At 72.5% G+C, this 14,833-nt stretch carries 13 protein-coding genes; 4 read left to right on the top strand and 9 right to left on the bottom strand.

Features of this window, described 5'->3' with window-relative positions; genetic code table 11:
- Nucleotides 1-160: 160 nt before the first annotated feature.
- The 3 genes from ACZ6ZP_RS35230 to ACZ6ZP_RS35220 all read right to left on the bottom strand — a co-directional run bounded on the left by ACZ6ZP_RS35230 (nucleotide 161) and on the right by ACZ6ZP_RS35220 (nucleotide 3,184).
- Nucleotides 161-661, bottom strand: coding sequence for an ATP-binding protein (locus tag ACZ6ZP_RS35230; protein WP_351162693.1), 501 nt, complete (start codon nucleotides 659-661; stop codon nucleotides 161-163).
- Between the two features lie 462 nt (nucleotides 662-1,123).
- Nucleotides 1,124-2,008, bottom strand: coding sequence for an acyl-CoA dehydrogenase family protein (locus ACZ6ZP_RS35225; protein ID WP_383819149.1), 885 nt, complete (start codon nucleotides 2,006-2,008; stop codon nucleotides 1,124-1,126).
- Between the two features lie 9 nt (nucleotides 2,009-2,017).
- The gene (locus ACZ6ZP_RS35220) at nucleotides 2,018-3,184 is read right to left on the bottom strand and encodes an acyl-CoA dehydrogenase family protein (protein WP_469409858.1); all 1,167 of its coding nucleotides are present in this window, start codon (nucleotides 3,182-3,184) and stop codon (nucleotides 2,018-2,020) included.
- 176 nt (nucleotides 3,185-3,360) lie between these two features.
- Here ACZ6ZP_RS35220 and ACZ6ZP_RS35215 point away from each other — a divergent pair, with 176 nt between their 5' ends.
- The gene (locus tag ACZ6ZP_RS35215; RefSeq protein ID WP_351162687.1) at nucleotides 3,361-4,935 is read left to right on the top strand and encodes an AMP-binding protein; all 1,575 of its coding nucleotides are present in this window, start codon (nucleotides 3,361-3,363) and stop codon (nucleotides 4,933-4,935) included.
- A 25-nt stretch (nucleotides 4,936-4,960) separates the two neighbouring features.
- Here the strand turns inward: ACZ6ZP_RS35215 and ACZ6ZP_RS35210 are convergent, their stop codons facing one another.
- Both ACZ6ZP_RS35210 and ACZ6ZP_RS35205 read right to left on the bottom strand, forming a co-directional pair.
- Nucleotides 4,961-5,473 (bottom strand): EF-hand domain-containing protein, encoded by a 513-nt coding sequence (locus ACZ6ZP_RS35210; RefSeq protein ID WP_351162685.1) that lies wholly within the window; start codon nucleotides 5,471-5,473, stop codon nucleotides 4,961-4,963.
- 214 nt (nucleotides 5,474-5,687) lie between these two features.
- Nucleotides 5,688-6,062 carry an STAS domain-containing protein gene (locus ACZ6ZP_RS35205; RefSeq protein WP_249589292.1) on the bottom strand — a complete coding sequence of 125 codons (375 nt, stop codon included), beginning with the start codon at nucleotides 6,060-6,062 and terminating at the stop codon, nucleotides 5,688-5,690.
- 282 nt (nucleotides 6,063-6,344) lie between these two features.
- Here ACZ6ZP_RS35205 and ACZ6ZP_RS35200 point away from each other — a divergent pair, with 282 nt between their 5' ends.
- Nucleotides 6,345-6,944, top strand: coding sequence for a sigma-70 family RNA polymerase sigma factor (locus ACZ6ZP_RS35200; protein ID WP_351162683.1), 600 nt, complete (start codon nucleotides 6,345-6,347; stop codon nucleotides 6,942-6,944).
- Nucleotides 6,941-8,311 (top strand): maleylpyruvate isomerase mycothiol-dependent enzyme family protein, encoded by a 1,371-nt coding sequence (locus ACZ6ZP_RS35195; RefSeq protein ID WP_361466134.1) that lies wholly within the window; start codon nucleotides 6,941-6,943, stop codon nucleotides 8,309-8,311. Before ACZ6ZP_RS35200 ends, ACZ6ZP_RS35195 begins: the two co-directional genes overlap by 4 nt.
- A gap of 37 nt (nucleotides 8,312-8,348) precedes the next feature.
- Here the strand turns inward: ACZ6ZP_RS35195 and purU are convergent, their stop codons facing one another.
- Nucleotides 8,349-9,233, bottom strand: a complete 885-nt coding sequence (gene purU / locus ACZ6ZP_RS35190; RefSeq protein ID WP_351162679.1) for a formyltetrahydrofolate deformylase — start codon at nucleotides 9,231-9,233, stop codon at nucleotides 8,349-8,351.
- A gap of 75 nt (nucleotides 9,234-9,308) precedes the next feature.
- Nucleotides 9,309-9,806 carry an SCO4402 family protein gene (locus ACZ6ZP_RS35185; RefSeq protein WP_351162677.1) on the bottom strand — a complete coding sequence of 166 codons (498 nt, stop codon included), beginning with the start codon at nucleotides 9,804-9,806 and terminating at the stop codon, nucleotides 9,309-9,311.
- Between the two features lie 117 nt (nucleotides 9,807-9,923).
- On the opposite strand from ACZ6ZP_RS35185, the gene ACZ6ZP_RS35180 reads away from it, so the two are divergent.
- Nucleotides 9,924-11,207: an ABC transporter substrate-binding protein gene (locus ACZ6ZP_RS35180; RefSeq protein ID WP_383819140.1), complete on the top strand. Its 1,284-nt coding sequence runs from the start codon at nucleotides 9,924-9,926 to the stop codon at nucleotides 11,205-11,207.
- Between the two features lie 24 nt (nucleotides 11,208-11,231).
- On the opposite strand, the gene ACZ6ZP_RS35175 is transcribed toward ACZ6ZP_RS35180, so the two are convergent.
- Nucleotides 11,232-13,151 carry a DNA polymerase III subunit gamma/tau domain-containing protein gene (locus ACZ6ZP_RS35175; RefSeq protein WP_469409852.1) on the bottom strand — a complete coding sequence of 640 codons (1,920 nt, stop codon included), beginning with the start codon at nucleotides 13,149-13,151 and terminating at the stop codon, nucleotides 11,232-11,234.
- A gap of 267 nt (nucleotides 13,152-13,418) precedes the next feature.
- Nucleotides 13,419-14,807 (bottom strand): transcriptional regulator, encoded by a 1,389-nt coding sequence (locus tag ACZ6ZP_RS35170; RefSeq protein ID WP_351162673.1) that lies wholly within the window; start codon nucleotides 14,805-14,807, stop codon nucleotides 13,419-13,421.
- Between the last annotated feature and the right edge of the window lie 26 nt (nucleotides 14,808-14,833).

Genomic DNA, 14,833 nt, shown 5'->3' with positions numbered 1-14,833 from the left:
CTCGCGGCGAATCGCTGCACACAAGCGTGATCAATCGGACACGGTACGTCAACACCCGTCCGGTGATTAATGAATTATGCCGCTTTTGTTCGGACCGCGCACGGCCGCGCACCGTGGCACGTGACGGCGCATACGGGCGCCCGGTGCCGGCGTGCGGGGTTCAGACCGCCTCGTACGCGACGTCTTCGTACGTCGTCCCGTCGAACGCGACCGCCTCGACCCCCGGCTCGCACCGGTCCACCTCGCACCAGATGCTCTTGCCCGTACCTTCGGCCTGCCAGCCCCAGCGGTCGGCGAGGCCGTCGACGAGTTCGAGGCCGCGGCCGTTGGTGTCGTCGCCCTCCGCGTGCCGCGGCCTCGGCGGCCGCGCACTGGTGTCGGCGACTTCGACGCGGACCGTGCCGGGACCCGCTCCCGCGGCACCGGCCTCCTCCTCGGCGGCGTCCAGGACGTCCGGCAGCCGCATGCGCAGCACGGCCGGACAGCCGGTGTGCACCACCGCGTTGGTGACCAGTTCCGAGATCAGCAGGATCAGCGTCTCGGCCAGTGGCTCATCGACCTCTATGCCGGAGCAGGCGAGCCGTGAACGCGCCCACCTCCGGGCCCGCCCCACCTCTGCGGGGTCGGGCCTGACCTCCAGCTGAACTTGAAGCACCTGCACCGCTCACACCATCCGAACCGGCGGACACATCGCCTCGCGACTCCACAGGGTCACGGAACGTGATCCCCTTGAGAGACAGCATGGTTGACGTTCAGTCACCCCAACAAGCGCTTCAGGCATATTCCAGCGCGAAGGAGTACGCGTGCGGCATACTGTGCGACGCGCGCTGCGGGGGGTCGAACAGGCGGGCATACAGCCCCTTCCTGCACTGCGAACGGTACGCATCGCCGGGCCCGGCGCCGCCTCAGGGGCAACACCGGCATGGCTCGACCTCAGAACCACTCGCATCTCACACAAGGTACCGGAGCGGAAGCCCGACTCCGTGCCGTGACGAGTCACGCCTAGGACACAACCCGGTATCGACGCTCAGTAGCCTCCCCCCACTTCGGGAACCCGGCAAGTCGATCACTCTCCGCACATCCGCCCCAGGGCGGTTCCGCCGCACCAAGGACCCCACGGGCCTCACAGGGCCGCCGCCAGCTCCTCCTCCGCACGCGGCGCCGACTGCCCGAGCACCGCCCGCACCCAGGCCCGCTTCAGGTGCAGGTGCACGTCGGCCTCCCAGGTGAACCCCATCCCGCCGTGCACCTGAAGGCAGTCCCGCGCGCCCCGCACCGCCGCGTCGTCGGCGAGCAGCTTGGCCCCCGCGATCTCCTGTGCGTCACCGGTGACGGACGCGGCGTACACGGCGGCGCGGGCGACCTCGGTGCGGACGAGCATCTGCGCGCAGAGGTGCTTGACGGCCTGGAAGGCTCCGATGGCCTGCCCGAATTGCGTACGTTCACGGGCATACCGGACGGCCATGTCGCAGGTCCTGCCGGCGCTGCCGAGCTGCTCGGCGGCGTACAGCAGGTCCGCCTCCGCTGCCGCCCCGCCGCCCTCGCCACCCTCACCGCCGTCGCCGGACACCCGGTGCAGTGGCGTCAGCGGGTCGACGGACCGCAGGGCAACGGCCCCGGAGACATCCCCCCGGACCACGTCCGCCTCCTCCAGCCAGGGGACGAGCCCTCCGGAGACGGCCGTCACCACGGTCGCCCCCTGGGCCGCGCCCTCGACGTCGCGCGCCGCGAGGAACGTGGCCACCAGCGGCCCGGGAAGCAGCGCCCGCCCCGCCTCCTCGAAGACCAACACGGCCTCCTCAAGCCCGAGTCCGACCCCGCCCTCCGCCTCCGGCACCCCCAGCGAGAAGAACCCGACGTCCCCCAGCTCCCGCCACAGGGCCCGGTCGAGGGCGGGGGCCTTGGAGTCCGCCGCCCCCCGCAGCGCGGCCGCGTCGAACCGCCCCTCCAGGAGCTCCCGCACCCCGCCCCTCAACGCCCGCTGATCCTCCGTGAGTTGGAAGTCCATTGCGACCCCTCACCGCCCCTTCGGGAGGCCGAGTATCCGCTCGGCCACGATGTTCTGCTGGATCTGCGAGGTCCCGGCGGCGATCGTGTACGAGAGGGAGGAGAGCCGGTCCAGGGTCCACTCGTGGCCCAGGTCGAGGGCGCCCGCGCCGAGAACCTCGCCCGCCGCCTCGTAGAGCTCCTGGCGGGCGTGCGAGTACCGCAGCTTGAAGACGGACCCGCCGACCCCCGGCACCCCGCCCCCCGCCCGCTGCGACTCGCTCACGTTCCACTGCGTGAGGCGCCACAGCGCCCCGAACTCCGCGCTCAGCCTGCCGAGCCTGCGCCGCAGCACCGCGTCGTCCCAGCGCCCGTTCTTGCGGGCCTCGCGGGCCAGCTCGCCCAGGACCCGGCGGCAGGCGACGACCTCCCCCACGAAGGCCGTCCCGCGCTCGTAGGACAGCGTCACCATCGTCACGCGCCAGCCGTCGTCCTCCGCGCCCACGCGGTTGGCGACCGGCACCCGCACCTCGTCGAGGAACACCTCGGCGAACTCGGTCGATCCGGCGAGCGTGCGCAGCGGGCGGACGGTGACCCCGGGGGCGTCCATGGGCATCGCGAGCCAGGTGATGCCGCGGTGCTTGGGCACGTCCTGGCTCACGGGCGTCGTCCGCACGAGGAGTTCGCACCAGTCGGCGACCTCCGCGTGCGAGGTCCAGATCTTGGACCCGCTCACCACGTAGTCGTCGCCGTCCCGCCACGCGCGCGTGCGCAGCGACGCGAGGTCGGAGCCCGCGTCCGGCTCACTGAACCCCTGGCACCACACCTCGTCGCCGCGCAGCACCGGCGGCAGCCACCGGGCGCGCTGCCCGGCCGTCCCCTCGGAGGCGATGGTGGGGCCCGCGTGCAGCAGCCCGACGAAGTTCGCCCCCACGTAGGGCGCGCCCGCCTTCTCCGTCTCCTCCAGGAAGATGAGGTGCTGGGTGGGGGTCGCCCCCCGTCCGCCCGCGTCGACGGGCCAGTGCAGGCCCGCGTACCCGGCGTCGTACAGCCTGCGCTGCCACCCCATGTCGTAGGCGCGGCGCCCCGGCCAGTCCAACGGGTCGGGGCGGGGCGGGAGTTGGGGCAGTGTCCGGGCCAGCCACGTGCGCAGCCCGGCCCGGAAGGACTCCTCCTCCTCCGTGTACGTGAGGTCCACGTCAGGCCCTTCCCTCCGGTCGTCTCTCCAACTCCTCCGGGTCAGCTGATGGTCCGTCAGATGGCCCGCCGGTTGGCAGGCTAGCCCCGCACCCCTGGACCGACAAGCCGGTGAGCCTTACGCTCTCGGCACGATCTGACTGCCCGTCAGTTCAGGGCCGGCCATGAGGGGATCGCATGAGGACCTCGGAGCACGAGACCGCCTACGACCTGGGAGCGTCCCGCACCCTCTGGGAGCTCGTCGAGCGCCGCGCCGCGCTCACGCCCGACGCCCCCGTCCTCCTCCAGGCCGCGGCCGATCCGGCCGACGACCGGGCGCTGACCTTCGGTGAACTGCGCGACCGCTGCGAGCGCGTGGCCGCCGGGCTGTACGAGATGGGCGTGCGCCCCGGCACCGTCGTGGCCTGGCAGCTGCCGACCCGCGTCGAGACCGCCCTGCTCTCCTTCGCGCTCGCCCGCATCGGCGCGGTCCAGTCGCCGGTCATCCCCTTCTACCGCGACCGCGAAGTCGGCTTCGCCCTGCGGGAGTCGAAGGCCGAGTACTTCTTCGTGCCGGGGGTGTGGCGCGGCTTCGACCACACCGAGATGGCGCGACGGCTCGGCGCACGGGGCGTCTTCCAGGCGTACGCGTACGAGGACCTGCCGGACGCCGATCCGTCCGTGCTGCCCGCGCCGCCCTCCGACGGCACGTCCGTGCGCTGGATCTACTGGACCTCGGGCACGACGTCCGATCCCAAGGGCGTGCTCCACACGGACCGTTCACTGATCGCGGGCGGCTCGTGCCTCGCGCACGCGCTGCACCTCTCGGCGGACGACGTCGGCTCGATGGCGTTCCCCTTCGCGCACATCGCGGGCCCCGACTACACGGTGATGCTGCTCCTGTACGGCTTCCCCGCGGTCATGTTCGAGCACTTCGCGCTGCCGGACGCGCTGGCGGGCTACCGGCGGCACGGCGTGACGGTGGCGGGCGGGTCGACCGCGTTCTACTCGATGTTCCTGGCCGAGCAGCGCAAGCTGCCGCCGGGCGAGAAGCTCATCCCGACCCTGCGTCTCCTGGCGGGCGGCGGGGCGCCGAAGCCGCCGGAGATCTATCACGCGGTCGTACGCGAGATGGGCTGCCGTCTCACCCACGGGTACGGCATGACCGAGGTGCCGATGATCACCATGGGCGCGCCGGACGACACCGCCGAGAACCTGGCGACGACGGAAGGGATGCCGCCGCCGGGGATGGAGATCCGGATCACGGACGCCGAGGGCAAGGAGGTGCCCGCCGGGGTCGACGGCGAGGTGCGGCTGCGCGGGGAGGCCGTCTGCCAGGGGTACTTGGACCCCGTGCAGAGCGCCGGGGTCTTCGACGCGGACGGCTTCCTGATCACGGGCGACCTGGGGCACGTGCGCGCGTCCGGCCACCTGGTCCTGACCGGCCGGGCCAAGGACATCATCATCCGCAAGGGCGAGAACATCTCCGCCAAGGAGATCGAGGACCTGCTCCACCGGCACCCGGCCGTGGGGGACGCGGCGGTGATCGGCCTCCCGGACCCCGAACGGGGCGAGCGGGTCTGCGCGGTGATCGAGCAGCGGCCCGGGGCGGGGCACCTGACGCTGGAGTCGGTGACCGCGTATCTGCGCGGGGAAGGACTCTCCACGTACAAGCTGCCGGAGCAACTGGAGGTGGTGGAGGCCCTTCCCCGCAACGAGACACTGCGCAAGGTGCTCAAGTACAAGCTGCGGGAGCGGTTCACGCGGGGCTAGTTCACCCGGCCGCTCCCGCGAGTCGTCACTCGGGAACGGTGAAGTACGCCGCGAACGCCGCGACGATCTCCGCCTCCGTCACCCGCCCGTCCCCGTCGGTGTCGAGCGAACCGCCCGCGGCGCTCGCGATGTCCTCGGGGACACCGAGGGCCTTCAGGACGCGCCCGACCTCCTCGGGGCTGACCGAACCGTCGCCGTCGCCGTCCGCCACGGCGATCACGGCGTCCAGGAACGGCCGCGCGATCTCGGCGAACCGGTCCGTGTTGTCCCGCAGGCGCTTCACCGCGCCGCCCACGAACTCCGGCTTGGTGATCCGCTGGTCGCCGTCACGGTCGGCGATCCCCGCCATGCCCTGCCAGAAGGCCTCGGCCCCGATGTAGAGGGCCTGTCCCTTCTCGGAGCGTGCCGTGGCGCCGAACTCGGTGAGCAGGGCGGCGGCCGCCGTGCTGAAGTCCTCACGGGAGATGTAGCCGTTGCCGTCCTGGTCGAAGGTGGCGAAACGGGCCGCGATCTTACGCTCGTACTCGGCACTGTCCATGGTGTTCGGGCCGCCTCACTTCTGCGGTTGGGTGCGTGTGCACAGGGGGTTCCCTGGTGTCTCTGCCAGCGAGCGTACGTGTTCGGCGACCGCCCGGAGGCGGGAAGCCGACGCTTGTGCCAAGACCGGAACAAGAGAGGTTGTACCAGGAGTCCGCCCTTGGTGATCTTCCGGGTCTCCAGAGTGCCGGGCGTCATGCGTCACGCTTCGTGCCTCACGCCGAGAGCGGCACGGCTTCGTCGTCCACCGCCGCCGCCACGTCCGGGAAGACCTCGAAGAGCCTGCGTACGCCGAGGGCCGCGAGGACGCGGTTCACGTGGGAGCCGTCCTCGGCGCCCTTGGCGGGCAGTATCAGGCGCAACCGGCCCTGACAGGAACGGAACAGACGGCGTGTGGCGATCAGCACGCCGACGCCGCTGGAGTCGCAGAAGAGGACGTCGGAGAGGTCGAGGACGAGGCTGTGGCGGCCGTCGGCCACCGCGTCGTGCACGCGCTGGCGCACGACGGGCGAGGTCACGAGGTCCATTTCGCCGGACACCCGCAGCACGGCCCAGCCGTCCTGCTCGTCCACGGCCACCTGCAGCGTCACTCGCACGCCTCTCGCTCGCTGAAACCGCTCGCTCGTAGCTCGCCCCGCCTATGCGGAAGCCTTCCTTACGCTTCCTGCGTACATCGCGGCTGCCCCACCTCCTGTCCATGAAACACCAGGAACGCAGTTCCCTATCACCCGAGGCCGGACGGAGGCGCACTTTGCCTCAAAGGCAATGCATTGTCGGTGGTGGCGACTACATTCGATGGAGGGTTCCGATCGGGGGCGGGCTTCGCCCGGCGATCGGGACGGGCAAGGAACGGCACGCGCAGAGGGGGCCGCATGGCGAAGGAAGCGCCGCGCCGCTGGGACCGCCGCATGCAGCAGCGACTGGCGCACGGGGAGGCGGCCGCGCTCGGGGAGCTGTACGACCGCTTCGCCTCGCTCGTGCACGGCCTCGCCCACCGCGTGCTCGGCGACGAGGACGCCGCCGACCGGATCACCCGCGAGGTCTTCGCCCACATCTGGGAGAACCCCGACGCGTACGACCCCAAGCAGGGCCCCCTGCGCTCCTGGGTCGCCACGCTCACCCACCAGCGGGCCGTCCGGCGCCTTCGCCAGACCGAGTCCGCCGCCCTGGCCCGCGGCGGCGAGGGCACCACGGAGGACCTGGAGCGCAAGGTGCGCCGCGCGTCGGCCGCCGCCCGCGCGGACTACATCGTCACGGCCATGCCCGCTCCCCTGCGCGCCGCCCTCGAACTCGCCTACTTCCAGCGGCGTGACTACCGCCAGACGGCCGCCGACCTCGGCGTGACGGAGGACGAGGCGCGCCGCCGCCTCCGCCTGGGCCTCCAGCTGCTCTCCACCGCGAACGACGCGGCGGGCCCCGTCGAGCCGCACCCCTCGTCGGGCCCGCCCCGTGGTTACGGGAGAGTGCTGTGACGGGGCCCGACCGGCACGAACCGTTCGAGGAACCGGACCGCCCGGAGAACGGCGACGGTCCGGGGCCCGGCGACGGCGCCCAGGGCCGGGGCGAGCGGGATGCCCGGGACGGTCGAGACGACCGTGATGCCCGGGGCGAGCAGCAGCATGCCCGGCGGCCGCCTCGCATACCGCTGCCCCGCACCTCCATAGAGGACACCGGCAACCCCTTGCCCGACCCTCCCCTCGCCCTCGACCACCGCGTCCTGAAGTCCCTCCTAGGGGCCTGGGCGCTCGCCGCCTGCTCGGTCGAGGAGGCCATCGCCGTCGAGGAGCACCTGGGCCACTGCGGCCCCTGCGCGGAAGAGGCCCTGCGGCTGCGCGACGCGGTGGGCCTGCTGCACCAGGAGGAGAGCCTCGACCTCGACCCGGGCCTGCGCAACCGCGTCATCGAGAACTGCCTCGGGCGACGCCCGCCGCGTATCCCCGTGCCCGAGTGGGCCGTTCCGTACGACGCGGAGACCGCACGGCTCGACGCGCTCCTGCGGGACATCGGCGAATCGGAGTGGCACGCCCCGGTGCGCCTGCGGTGGTTCGACGAGGACAGCCCCGTCAGCCGCAAGACGACGGTGGCCGGCGTGATCGCCCATCTCCTCGCCGTGGACGGCCTGGTCGCGATCGCCCTCGGCCTCGACGACCCGCTGGGCAGGGAGGCACCGCCGCAGTCCGACCCGGGCCGCCGCACCGAGGCGTACTGGCGCGCTTCGTACTTCCCGCCCACGCGCGCGGTGCGCGGCCCCTGGCGCGAGCAGACCCACGAGCTGATCCGCACGGTGTCCTTCACCGCGGGCGGCGCGCACGGCTCCGGCTCCGGCGGCCTCACCGTCCCGTACGGCGCCCCGGACGAGCAGGGCCGCCGCGTCGAACTGCCGCTGCGGGACTCGATGCTCGACCGCGCCTTCGAGTGCTGGATCCACGCGGGCGACATCGCGGAGGCGGTGGACTATCCGTACGAGCCGCCGTCCCCGCGCCATCTGCACCGCATGATCGACCTCGCCGCCCGGCTGCTGCCCGGCACGCTCGCCGAGCGCCGCCGCTCGGGGCTCGCGGCGCCGTCGCGCGGCCTGGTGGCGGCGGGCGCTCCGGGCCGGAGCCTGCGCCTCGAGGTCGAGGGCATGGGCGGCGGCGAATGGTTCATCCCGCTCGACTCCCCCGGCGCCAGCGCGTCGGCGGACCGTGAGGTGGCCCATGTCGCGCTGGACGGCGTCGAGTTCTGCCGCCTGGCCGCTGGCCACGTTTCGCCGGAGGAGGCGGCGGCGGGGCAGAAGGGAGACCGCGAGGCGATCAGGGACGTGCTGTTCGCGGCGGCGTCACTGAGCCGGATGTAGCCCCGGCCCGGTCAGCGATCCGGGTCCGGGCCCTCGGTCAGGCGAAGACGACCGTCCGGCGCCCGTTCAGCAGAATCCTGCGCTCCGCGTGCCACTTCACGGCCCGTGCGAGCGCCTGGCATTCCACGTCGCGGCCGATCGCGACCAGTTGGTTCGGCGTGACGTCGTGGGCGACTCGCTCGACCTCCTGCTCGATGATCGGGCCCTCGTCGAGGTCCGCCGTCACATAGTGCGCGGTCGCGCCGATCAGCTTCACACCGCGCGCGTGCGCCTGGTGGTACGGCTTCGCGCCCTTGAAGCTCGGCAGGAAGGAGTGGTGGATGTTGATGATCCGGCCGCTGAGCTGCTTGCAGAGGTCGTCCGAGAGCACCTGCATGTAGCGGGCGAGGACGACGAGCTCCACGTTCTCCGCGCGCACGAGCTCCAGGAACTGCGCCTCGGCCTGCGCCTTGTTGTCCTTGGTCACCGGGATGTGGTGGAAGGGCACGTCGTACGAGGCGACCAGCTCGGCGAAGTCCGTGTGGTTGGAGACGACCGCCGCGATCTCGACCGGCAGCGCGCCGATCCGCGAGCGGAACAGCAGGTCGTTCAGGCAGTGCCCGAACTTCGACACGAGCAGGACGACCCGCATCTTGTCGTCGGCGCGGTTCAGCTGCCAGTCCATGTGGAAGGAGTCGCCGATCGCCGCGAAGCTCGCCCGCAGCTTCTCCACCGTCACCGGCGGCTCCGCCGAGAAGTGGACGCGCATGAAGAAGAGTCCGGTGTCGTGGTCGCCGAACTGCTGGCTGTCCTCGATGTTGCACCCGGTCATGAAGAGATAACTCGACACGGCGTGCACGATGCCCTGCTTGTCCGGGCACGAGAGGGTGAGGACGTACTGCTCAGCGGGGTCGGCGGACGCGGCGACGGACGGCTCGTTCATGCACACAAGGTTCCCACAACCGGCACCCGCCGCGGTCCGCCGTTCCGCAGGGCGGACCGGCCGGCGCGAGGGGCGCTAGGCCCGCGTCATGATCCGCAGCACCTCGAGCGTCCGCGGCTGCACGTCGGGCTCCTCGCCGTCGCTGACGGAGAGCCGCACATGCGCTTCCCGCGCCGCGAGGACCGCCTCCGGCCACCCGGGGTGGTCGAGATAGGCGGACACCAGAGCGTCCGGCCCCACCTCGTGCATGATCCGCAGGACCCGCAGCACGGCAGCGTCGACCAGGGCCGCCTCCTCCGCATCGCGGAAGATCGTCCCCACGTACTTCTCGGCGGACCAGTTGTCGAGCCACGTGTCCTCGACCAGTCGGTAGACGGCGTCGGTCACGTCCCCGTACTCGTCGCGCCCGGAGAGCCAGCACTCACGCTGGAACCCCGGGTCGGAGAGCATGTGCAGCGCCGAGCGCACATTGCTGCGCCAGCGCCACCACGGCATGTCGTTCGTCGGCATGCCGCCCATGGTGCTTGAGCGACGACCACGACGGGAAGAGTTCTCCGAACCTTGCACGGTCATCGATCGTACGTTCCCCCTTCAGGCGGCTGAATCGGCCCCTGCCATTCACCTTCTTGTCACCATGCGTTGAGAACGCGTCACTCCTTGGTTGGCACTGCGCCGGAATCGTGCATGACCATGCCCGTCTCGCGACGCACCTTGCTTCCCCGCCTCCCCCGCCCCTCCAAGACCGCAACGCTCGGCGCGGCCGCCCTGGTGGCGGTGTGTGCGTCCCTGGCCACCGCGTGCGGGGTCGTCCCTGGATCCACGGGGGGATCCAGGGAGGACCCCGTGACCGTCATGACCTGGGCCCCCGAGAAGACCAAGGCGACCAACAAGCCCGGCATCCCCGCGATGGCGCAGGCCTACGCGCGCTGGGTCAACGCGAACGGCGGGCTCGACGGCCGCAAGCTCAAGGTCGTCACCTGCAACGACCACAACGACCCGGTGGGCGCCGCCGACTGCGCCCGCAAGGCGGTCGACCTGGAGGTCGCGGCCGTCGTCGGCTCCTACAGCCAGCACGGCCAGTCCTTCCTCTCCCCGCTCCAGGTCGCCGGCATCCCCTACATAGGCGGCTACGGCGTCACCGACGAGGAGTTCAGCAGCCCCCTGTCGTACCCCGTCAACGGCGGCGAGCCCTCGCTGATGGCGGGCATCGGCCGCCAGCTCGCCGCCCGCTGCGAGCGCGTCTCCCTCGTACGCCCCGACACCATCGCCGGCGACGACCTCCCCAAGCTCCTGGACGCGGGCCTCGCCGAGGGCCACAGCAAGCCCTCCTCCGACATCCGGGCGCCCGAGGACGGCACCGACTTCACCAGGCAGGCCGAGCAGGCGCTGGAACGCGCGGGCACCGGCGGCTGTGTGACGGCGGCGCTCGGCGAGCGCACGGACACGTTCTACGACTCCTACCGGCGGACCGAGGACGCGTACCCGACCGCGAAGATCTCCTCGGTGCTCGGCAGCGTCGACCAGTCCCTCATCGACCGCACGGGCGGCGGCAACGGACCGTACGAAGGCGCCTACGTCACCGGCTGGTACCCGGCGGCCAGCGACGCCCGCTGGCGCGAGATGCGCGAGGCCATCCGCCAGCAGGCCTTCGGCGACAACCGGGTCGACCCCACGGACGCGGGCGTGCAGACGACGTGGATCGCCTACACCGTCCTGAAGCAGGCCGTCGAGTCGCTCGACGGCGGCGAGGTCTCCGCGCGGACGCTGCGGCGGGCCCTCGACGACGGGCTCGAGGTCGAGACGGGCGGGCTCACGCCCACCCTGAGCTGGCGCTTCAAGGACATGCTCGCGGCGAGCGACTTCCCGCGCCTGGTCAACGCCGACGTCACGTTCCAGGAGGTGCGGGACGGCCGCCTGGTACCGGCGCGCAAGGGGTTCGTGAACGTCTCCAGGACCCTGGAGCGGGTGAGATGACCCCGCTCCAGGCGCGCTCCCGTCCTACAGCTGCGACTTGTCGCGGGTGGTGAGCCCGTACCGGGTGGCGATGGTGTTCCACAGCCCGGCCGCTTCCTGCTTGGCCGTGGTCGCCTCGCCGCTCGCCTTGTTCGCGGCGACCGCGTGCGACGTCGTGCGGGCGTGGCCCTTCTTGCAGCCCTTCTTGCCCGCTACCTGGCCGGCCCACGCGGCGTAGTGGTTGTCGGCCGATGCCGACGCCTTCCAGGCCTTGGTGAGCGACGCGGTCAGCTCGGCGTTGGCCGGGAGCTTGTCCACGGAGAGGGTCGAGAGGCGCGTGACCAGGCCGTTGCGCTGCTTGGCCGCGTTGCGCAGATCGGTGGCCGACTTACCGAGGTCGGCGCACTTTCCTACGTTGCGTACGGCGACGATCACCGAGGCACGGCTGTTGTTGCTGTCCGCGAGGAGCTTGTCCAGGGCGACGGCCTGCTCCTTGGCGGGGTCGACGGAGGGCGAGGGTTTCTCGTCGGACGGCGCGGAGTCGGAGACGGTCTTGGGACTGTCCTTCTCCTCGTCACCGCCGCCGCCGAGCAGGGCACCCGCGCCGACGCCGATCAGCGCGATGGCGACACCGACGGCCGCGAAGAGCGGCACCTTCGACCCGGTGCGGCCGCCCCCGCCACGCTGCGGAGCGGCGGCCGCGGCGCGGCGCGCGGCCCGGCCCCCGCCGTCGCCCTGGCCGTGCCCCGCGGGCTGCGGCGGCTCGAAGCGGGGCATCTGCTGCGTCGATGCGGGGCCTTCGGGCTCCGACTGCTCGGTACGGAAGAGGCTGTCGAACTCGGCGGGCGGCTGCCGGTCGCCGGGGGCGCCGGGCCGAATCCCGAAGGGTGCCTTGCCGGGCTCGGCGGGCACGGGGGCGATGAACTGCGTGGGCTCGTTGTCGGAACCGGCCTCGGGGGGCATGGGCGCGCCCGGCATGGGCGTGCGCCCCAGGAACTGCGTGGACTCCCCCGCGGGCGCCTCGGGCGGCAGGGCGCCGGGGGCCACGGGAGGTATGTACTGCGTGGCGCCTTCGTCGACGCCTGCTCCGGCGCCGGGCGTCGCGGGTATGTACTGCGTCGCGTCCGCGTCACCCGCGGCGGCGGGCGGCAGCGGCGCCAGACCCCCCGCGACGGGCGGCAGCGGCGCGGCGGCACCGGAGCCGCCGGGGGGAAGCTGGCCGGCCTGGGCGGCGGGCGGAAGCTGCCCGGCACCCCCGGCCTGACCGGCCTGACCGGTCTGCGGGAGCGGCTGCCCCTGCTGAGCCGGATACCCGGAGTCGGCGGGCTGCCCCGCGTGGGCGCCGCCCGCCTGCTGTCTCGCGTGCGCGCCACCAGAGGGCTGGCCCGCATGGGCGCCGCCCGGTCCCGCGTAGGGCCCGTCGGCGGCGGGCTGCCCCGCGTGCTGGCCGCCCTGCGCGTGGCCCGCGTACGGCCCGCCCTGGGGCTGTCCCGCGTACGGCGCACCCGCGCCCTGCGTGCCGTAGAAGGGGTCCTGCGCCGCCTGGCCGCCGTACGCGGCGCCGGGAGCCTGCTGGCCGTACGGGGCGCCCGATGGCTGCCCGCCGTACGAGGCGTCCGAAGGCTGTGCCCCATAGGAGGCGCCGTACGAAGCACCGTACGAGGGGTCCTGCGCATAGCCCTGCTGCGGTGCGCCCTCGGCGGGCAGCGGGGTGCCAGCGCCGTGCGCCTGCTGCTGTCCCGCCGCGGGGTCCCACGGCTGGCCGGAGCCGGGCGGCGGCTCCGTCGGGGCCGGGCCCCACGGCTGGCCCCAGGGGCTGCCGCCCGCGGGGGCCACCTGGTCGCCGGTGGTGCCGGGCATCAAGGGCTCGCTTCCGTCGGCAGGCAGCACGATGCCTTCGTGCGCGTGCCGGTCCGCGGGATGCGGATCGGAGGAAGCGGGGCCCTGCCCGCTCTGCTGCGTCACCGGGACTCCTACGAATGGGGGACCTACGGAACCGTCGGCTCACGCTACCGGGTCGCCACAGTCGTCTGCCACGCAGCTCAAACCTCCGACACCGCTTCAATCGCGGAAGTAACAAAAGCTCTCCGCGAAACGCTGTTTACGTCACCGGGAAGGACCGGACGCGTACGGGAGTTGGCCGTTCACGGTGCGGACAGGGCCGGGACGGGCCACGTTCACCGGTGCGCGACACACATCACAAACCCTTCACGCACCCGATCCCGCGCCCCTTCACGCCGCCTGGACGTCCATCCGCGCCCCGAACTCCCTTACCACCGGCTCCTCGCGGTACGGCTCGAGGCGCTGCTGGAAGTCCTCCAGATACTCGGCTCCGCGGTTCGAGCGCAGCGTTCCGAGCAGTTCGACCGCCTTCAGACCCGTGTGGCACGCCTGCTCGACGTCCCGCCGCTGCACCTGCGCCGTGGCGAGCAGGACCAGGCCGATCGCCCGGCGCCGCGCCCGCGTCTCCGGGTGCCCCGCGAGGGACTCCTGCGCGCTGCGCGCCGCCGCGTCGGCCTGCCCCAAGTCACGGTGACAATGAGCCAGTTCATCGGCCAGATACGCATGGTCGAAGTGCCGGATCCACACCGGATCGTCGCCGGAACCCGCTTCCCCGGACGCCCGGTCCATCGCCTCGACCGCACGGCCCGCCACGACCTGCGTCGAACGGCCGTCCCCGAGCAGCGCGTGCCCCCTCGCCTCGGCGGCGTAGAACATGGCCTCCGCGCGCGGGGTGACCCGCCCGCGCGTCCCCTCCTGGGCCGCCCGCGCCAACTGCGCGATCTCCCGCGGATTTCCCAGCTGGGCCGCGAGGTGGCTCATGGACGCGGCCAGGACATAGCCGCCGTACCCCCGGTCGCCCGCCGCCTGCGCGAGCCGCAGCGCCTGGATGTAGTAGCGCTGGGCCAGGCCCGGCTGGCCCGTGTCCACCGCCATGTACCCGGCGAGCTCCGTCAACCGCGCGACGGCGGCGAACAGTTCGCGCCCCACCGCCTCGCGGTACGACCCGGCGAGCAGCCCCGACACCACGCTGTTCAGGTAGTGCACGACGACCGGCCGCACGTGCCCGCTGCCGTACTGGTGGTCCAGCTGCGTCAGCGCCTCCGTCATGGCCCGCACCGCCGCCACGTCGGAGAGCCCCACCCGCGGCCCGGCCATCCGGCCGACCTGCGCGTCCGGGGACGAGATCAGCCAGTCGCGGCTCGGCTCGACGAGCGCCGACGAGGCGACGGACGAGCCGGAGAGGAAGTCCCGCCGCCCCACGTCGCTGCGCCACAGCTCGCAGACCTGCTCGATGGCGCCCAGCACGGTGGGCGAGAACTGAAGTCCGACACCGGAGGCGAGGTTCTTGCCGTTCGCCATGCCGATCTCGTCGATCGTGACGGTCCGGCCCAGCTTGCGGCCGAGGGCCTCGGCGATGATGCCGGGCGCCCTGCCGCGCGGCTGCTGACCGCGCAGCCACCGGGCGACCGATGTCTTGTCGTAGCGCAGATCGAGACCGTGCTCCGCGCCGCACATGTTGACCCGGCGGGCCAGGCCCGCGTTCGAGCAACCCGCTTCCTGAATGAGTGCCTGCAGCCTTTCATTGGGCTGCCGCGCGACGAGCGGCCTTGCGGCCATGGCGTACCCCCTGATGTGCACCGTGG

It is taken from the genome of Streptomyces sp. NPDC054047 (genome assembly GCF_055585065.1).
This window is presented reverse-complemented; position numbering and strand designations above follow the sequence as displayed.

What these genes read in the sequence shown, in the direction of transcription:
- ACZ6ZP_RS35225 (WP_383819149.1), bottom strand. Translation starts at nt 2,008, where the DNA reads ATGGACTTCCAACTCACGGAGGATCAGCGGGCGTTGAGGGGCGGGGTG.
- ACZ6ZP_RS35215 (WP_351162687.1), top strand. Translation starts at nt 3,361, where the DNA reads ATGAGGACCTCGGAGCACGAGACCGCCTACGACCTGGGAGCGTCCCGC.
- ACZ6ZP_RS35210 (WP_351162685.1), bottom strand. Translation starts at nt 5,473, where the DNA reads ATGGACAGTGCCGAGTACGAGCGTAAGATCGCGGCCCGTTTCGCCACC.
- ACZ6ZP_RS35200 (WP_351162683.1), top strand. Translation starts at nt 6,345, where the DNA reads ATGGCGAAGGAAGCGCCGCGCCGCTGGGACCGCCGCATGCAGCAGCGA.
- purU (WP_351162679.1), bottom strand. Translation starts at nt 9,233, where the DNA reads ATGAACGAGCCGTCCGTCGCCGCGTCCGCCGACCCCGCTGAGCAGTAC.
- ACZ6ZP_RS35185 (WP_351162677.1), bottom strand. Translation starts at nt 9,806, where the DNA reads ATGACCGTGCAAGGTTCGGAGAACTCTTCCCGTCGTGGTCGTCGCTCA.
- ACZ6ZP_RS35180 (WP_383819140.1), top strand. Translation starts at nt 9,924, where the DNA reads ATGCCCGTCTCGCGACGCACCTTGCTTCCCCGCCTCCCCCGCCCCTCC.
- ACZ6ZP_RS35170 (WP_351162673.1), bottom strand. Translation starts at nt 14,807, where the DNA reads ATGGCCGCAAGGCCGCTCGTCGCGCGGCAGCCCAATGAAAGGCTGCAG.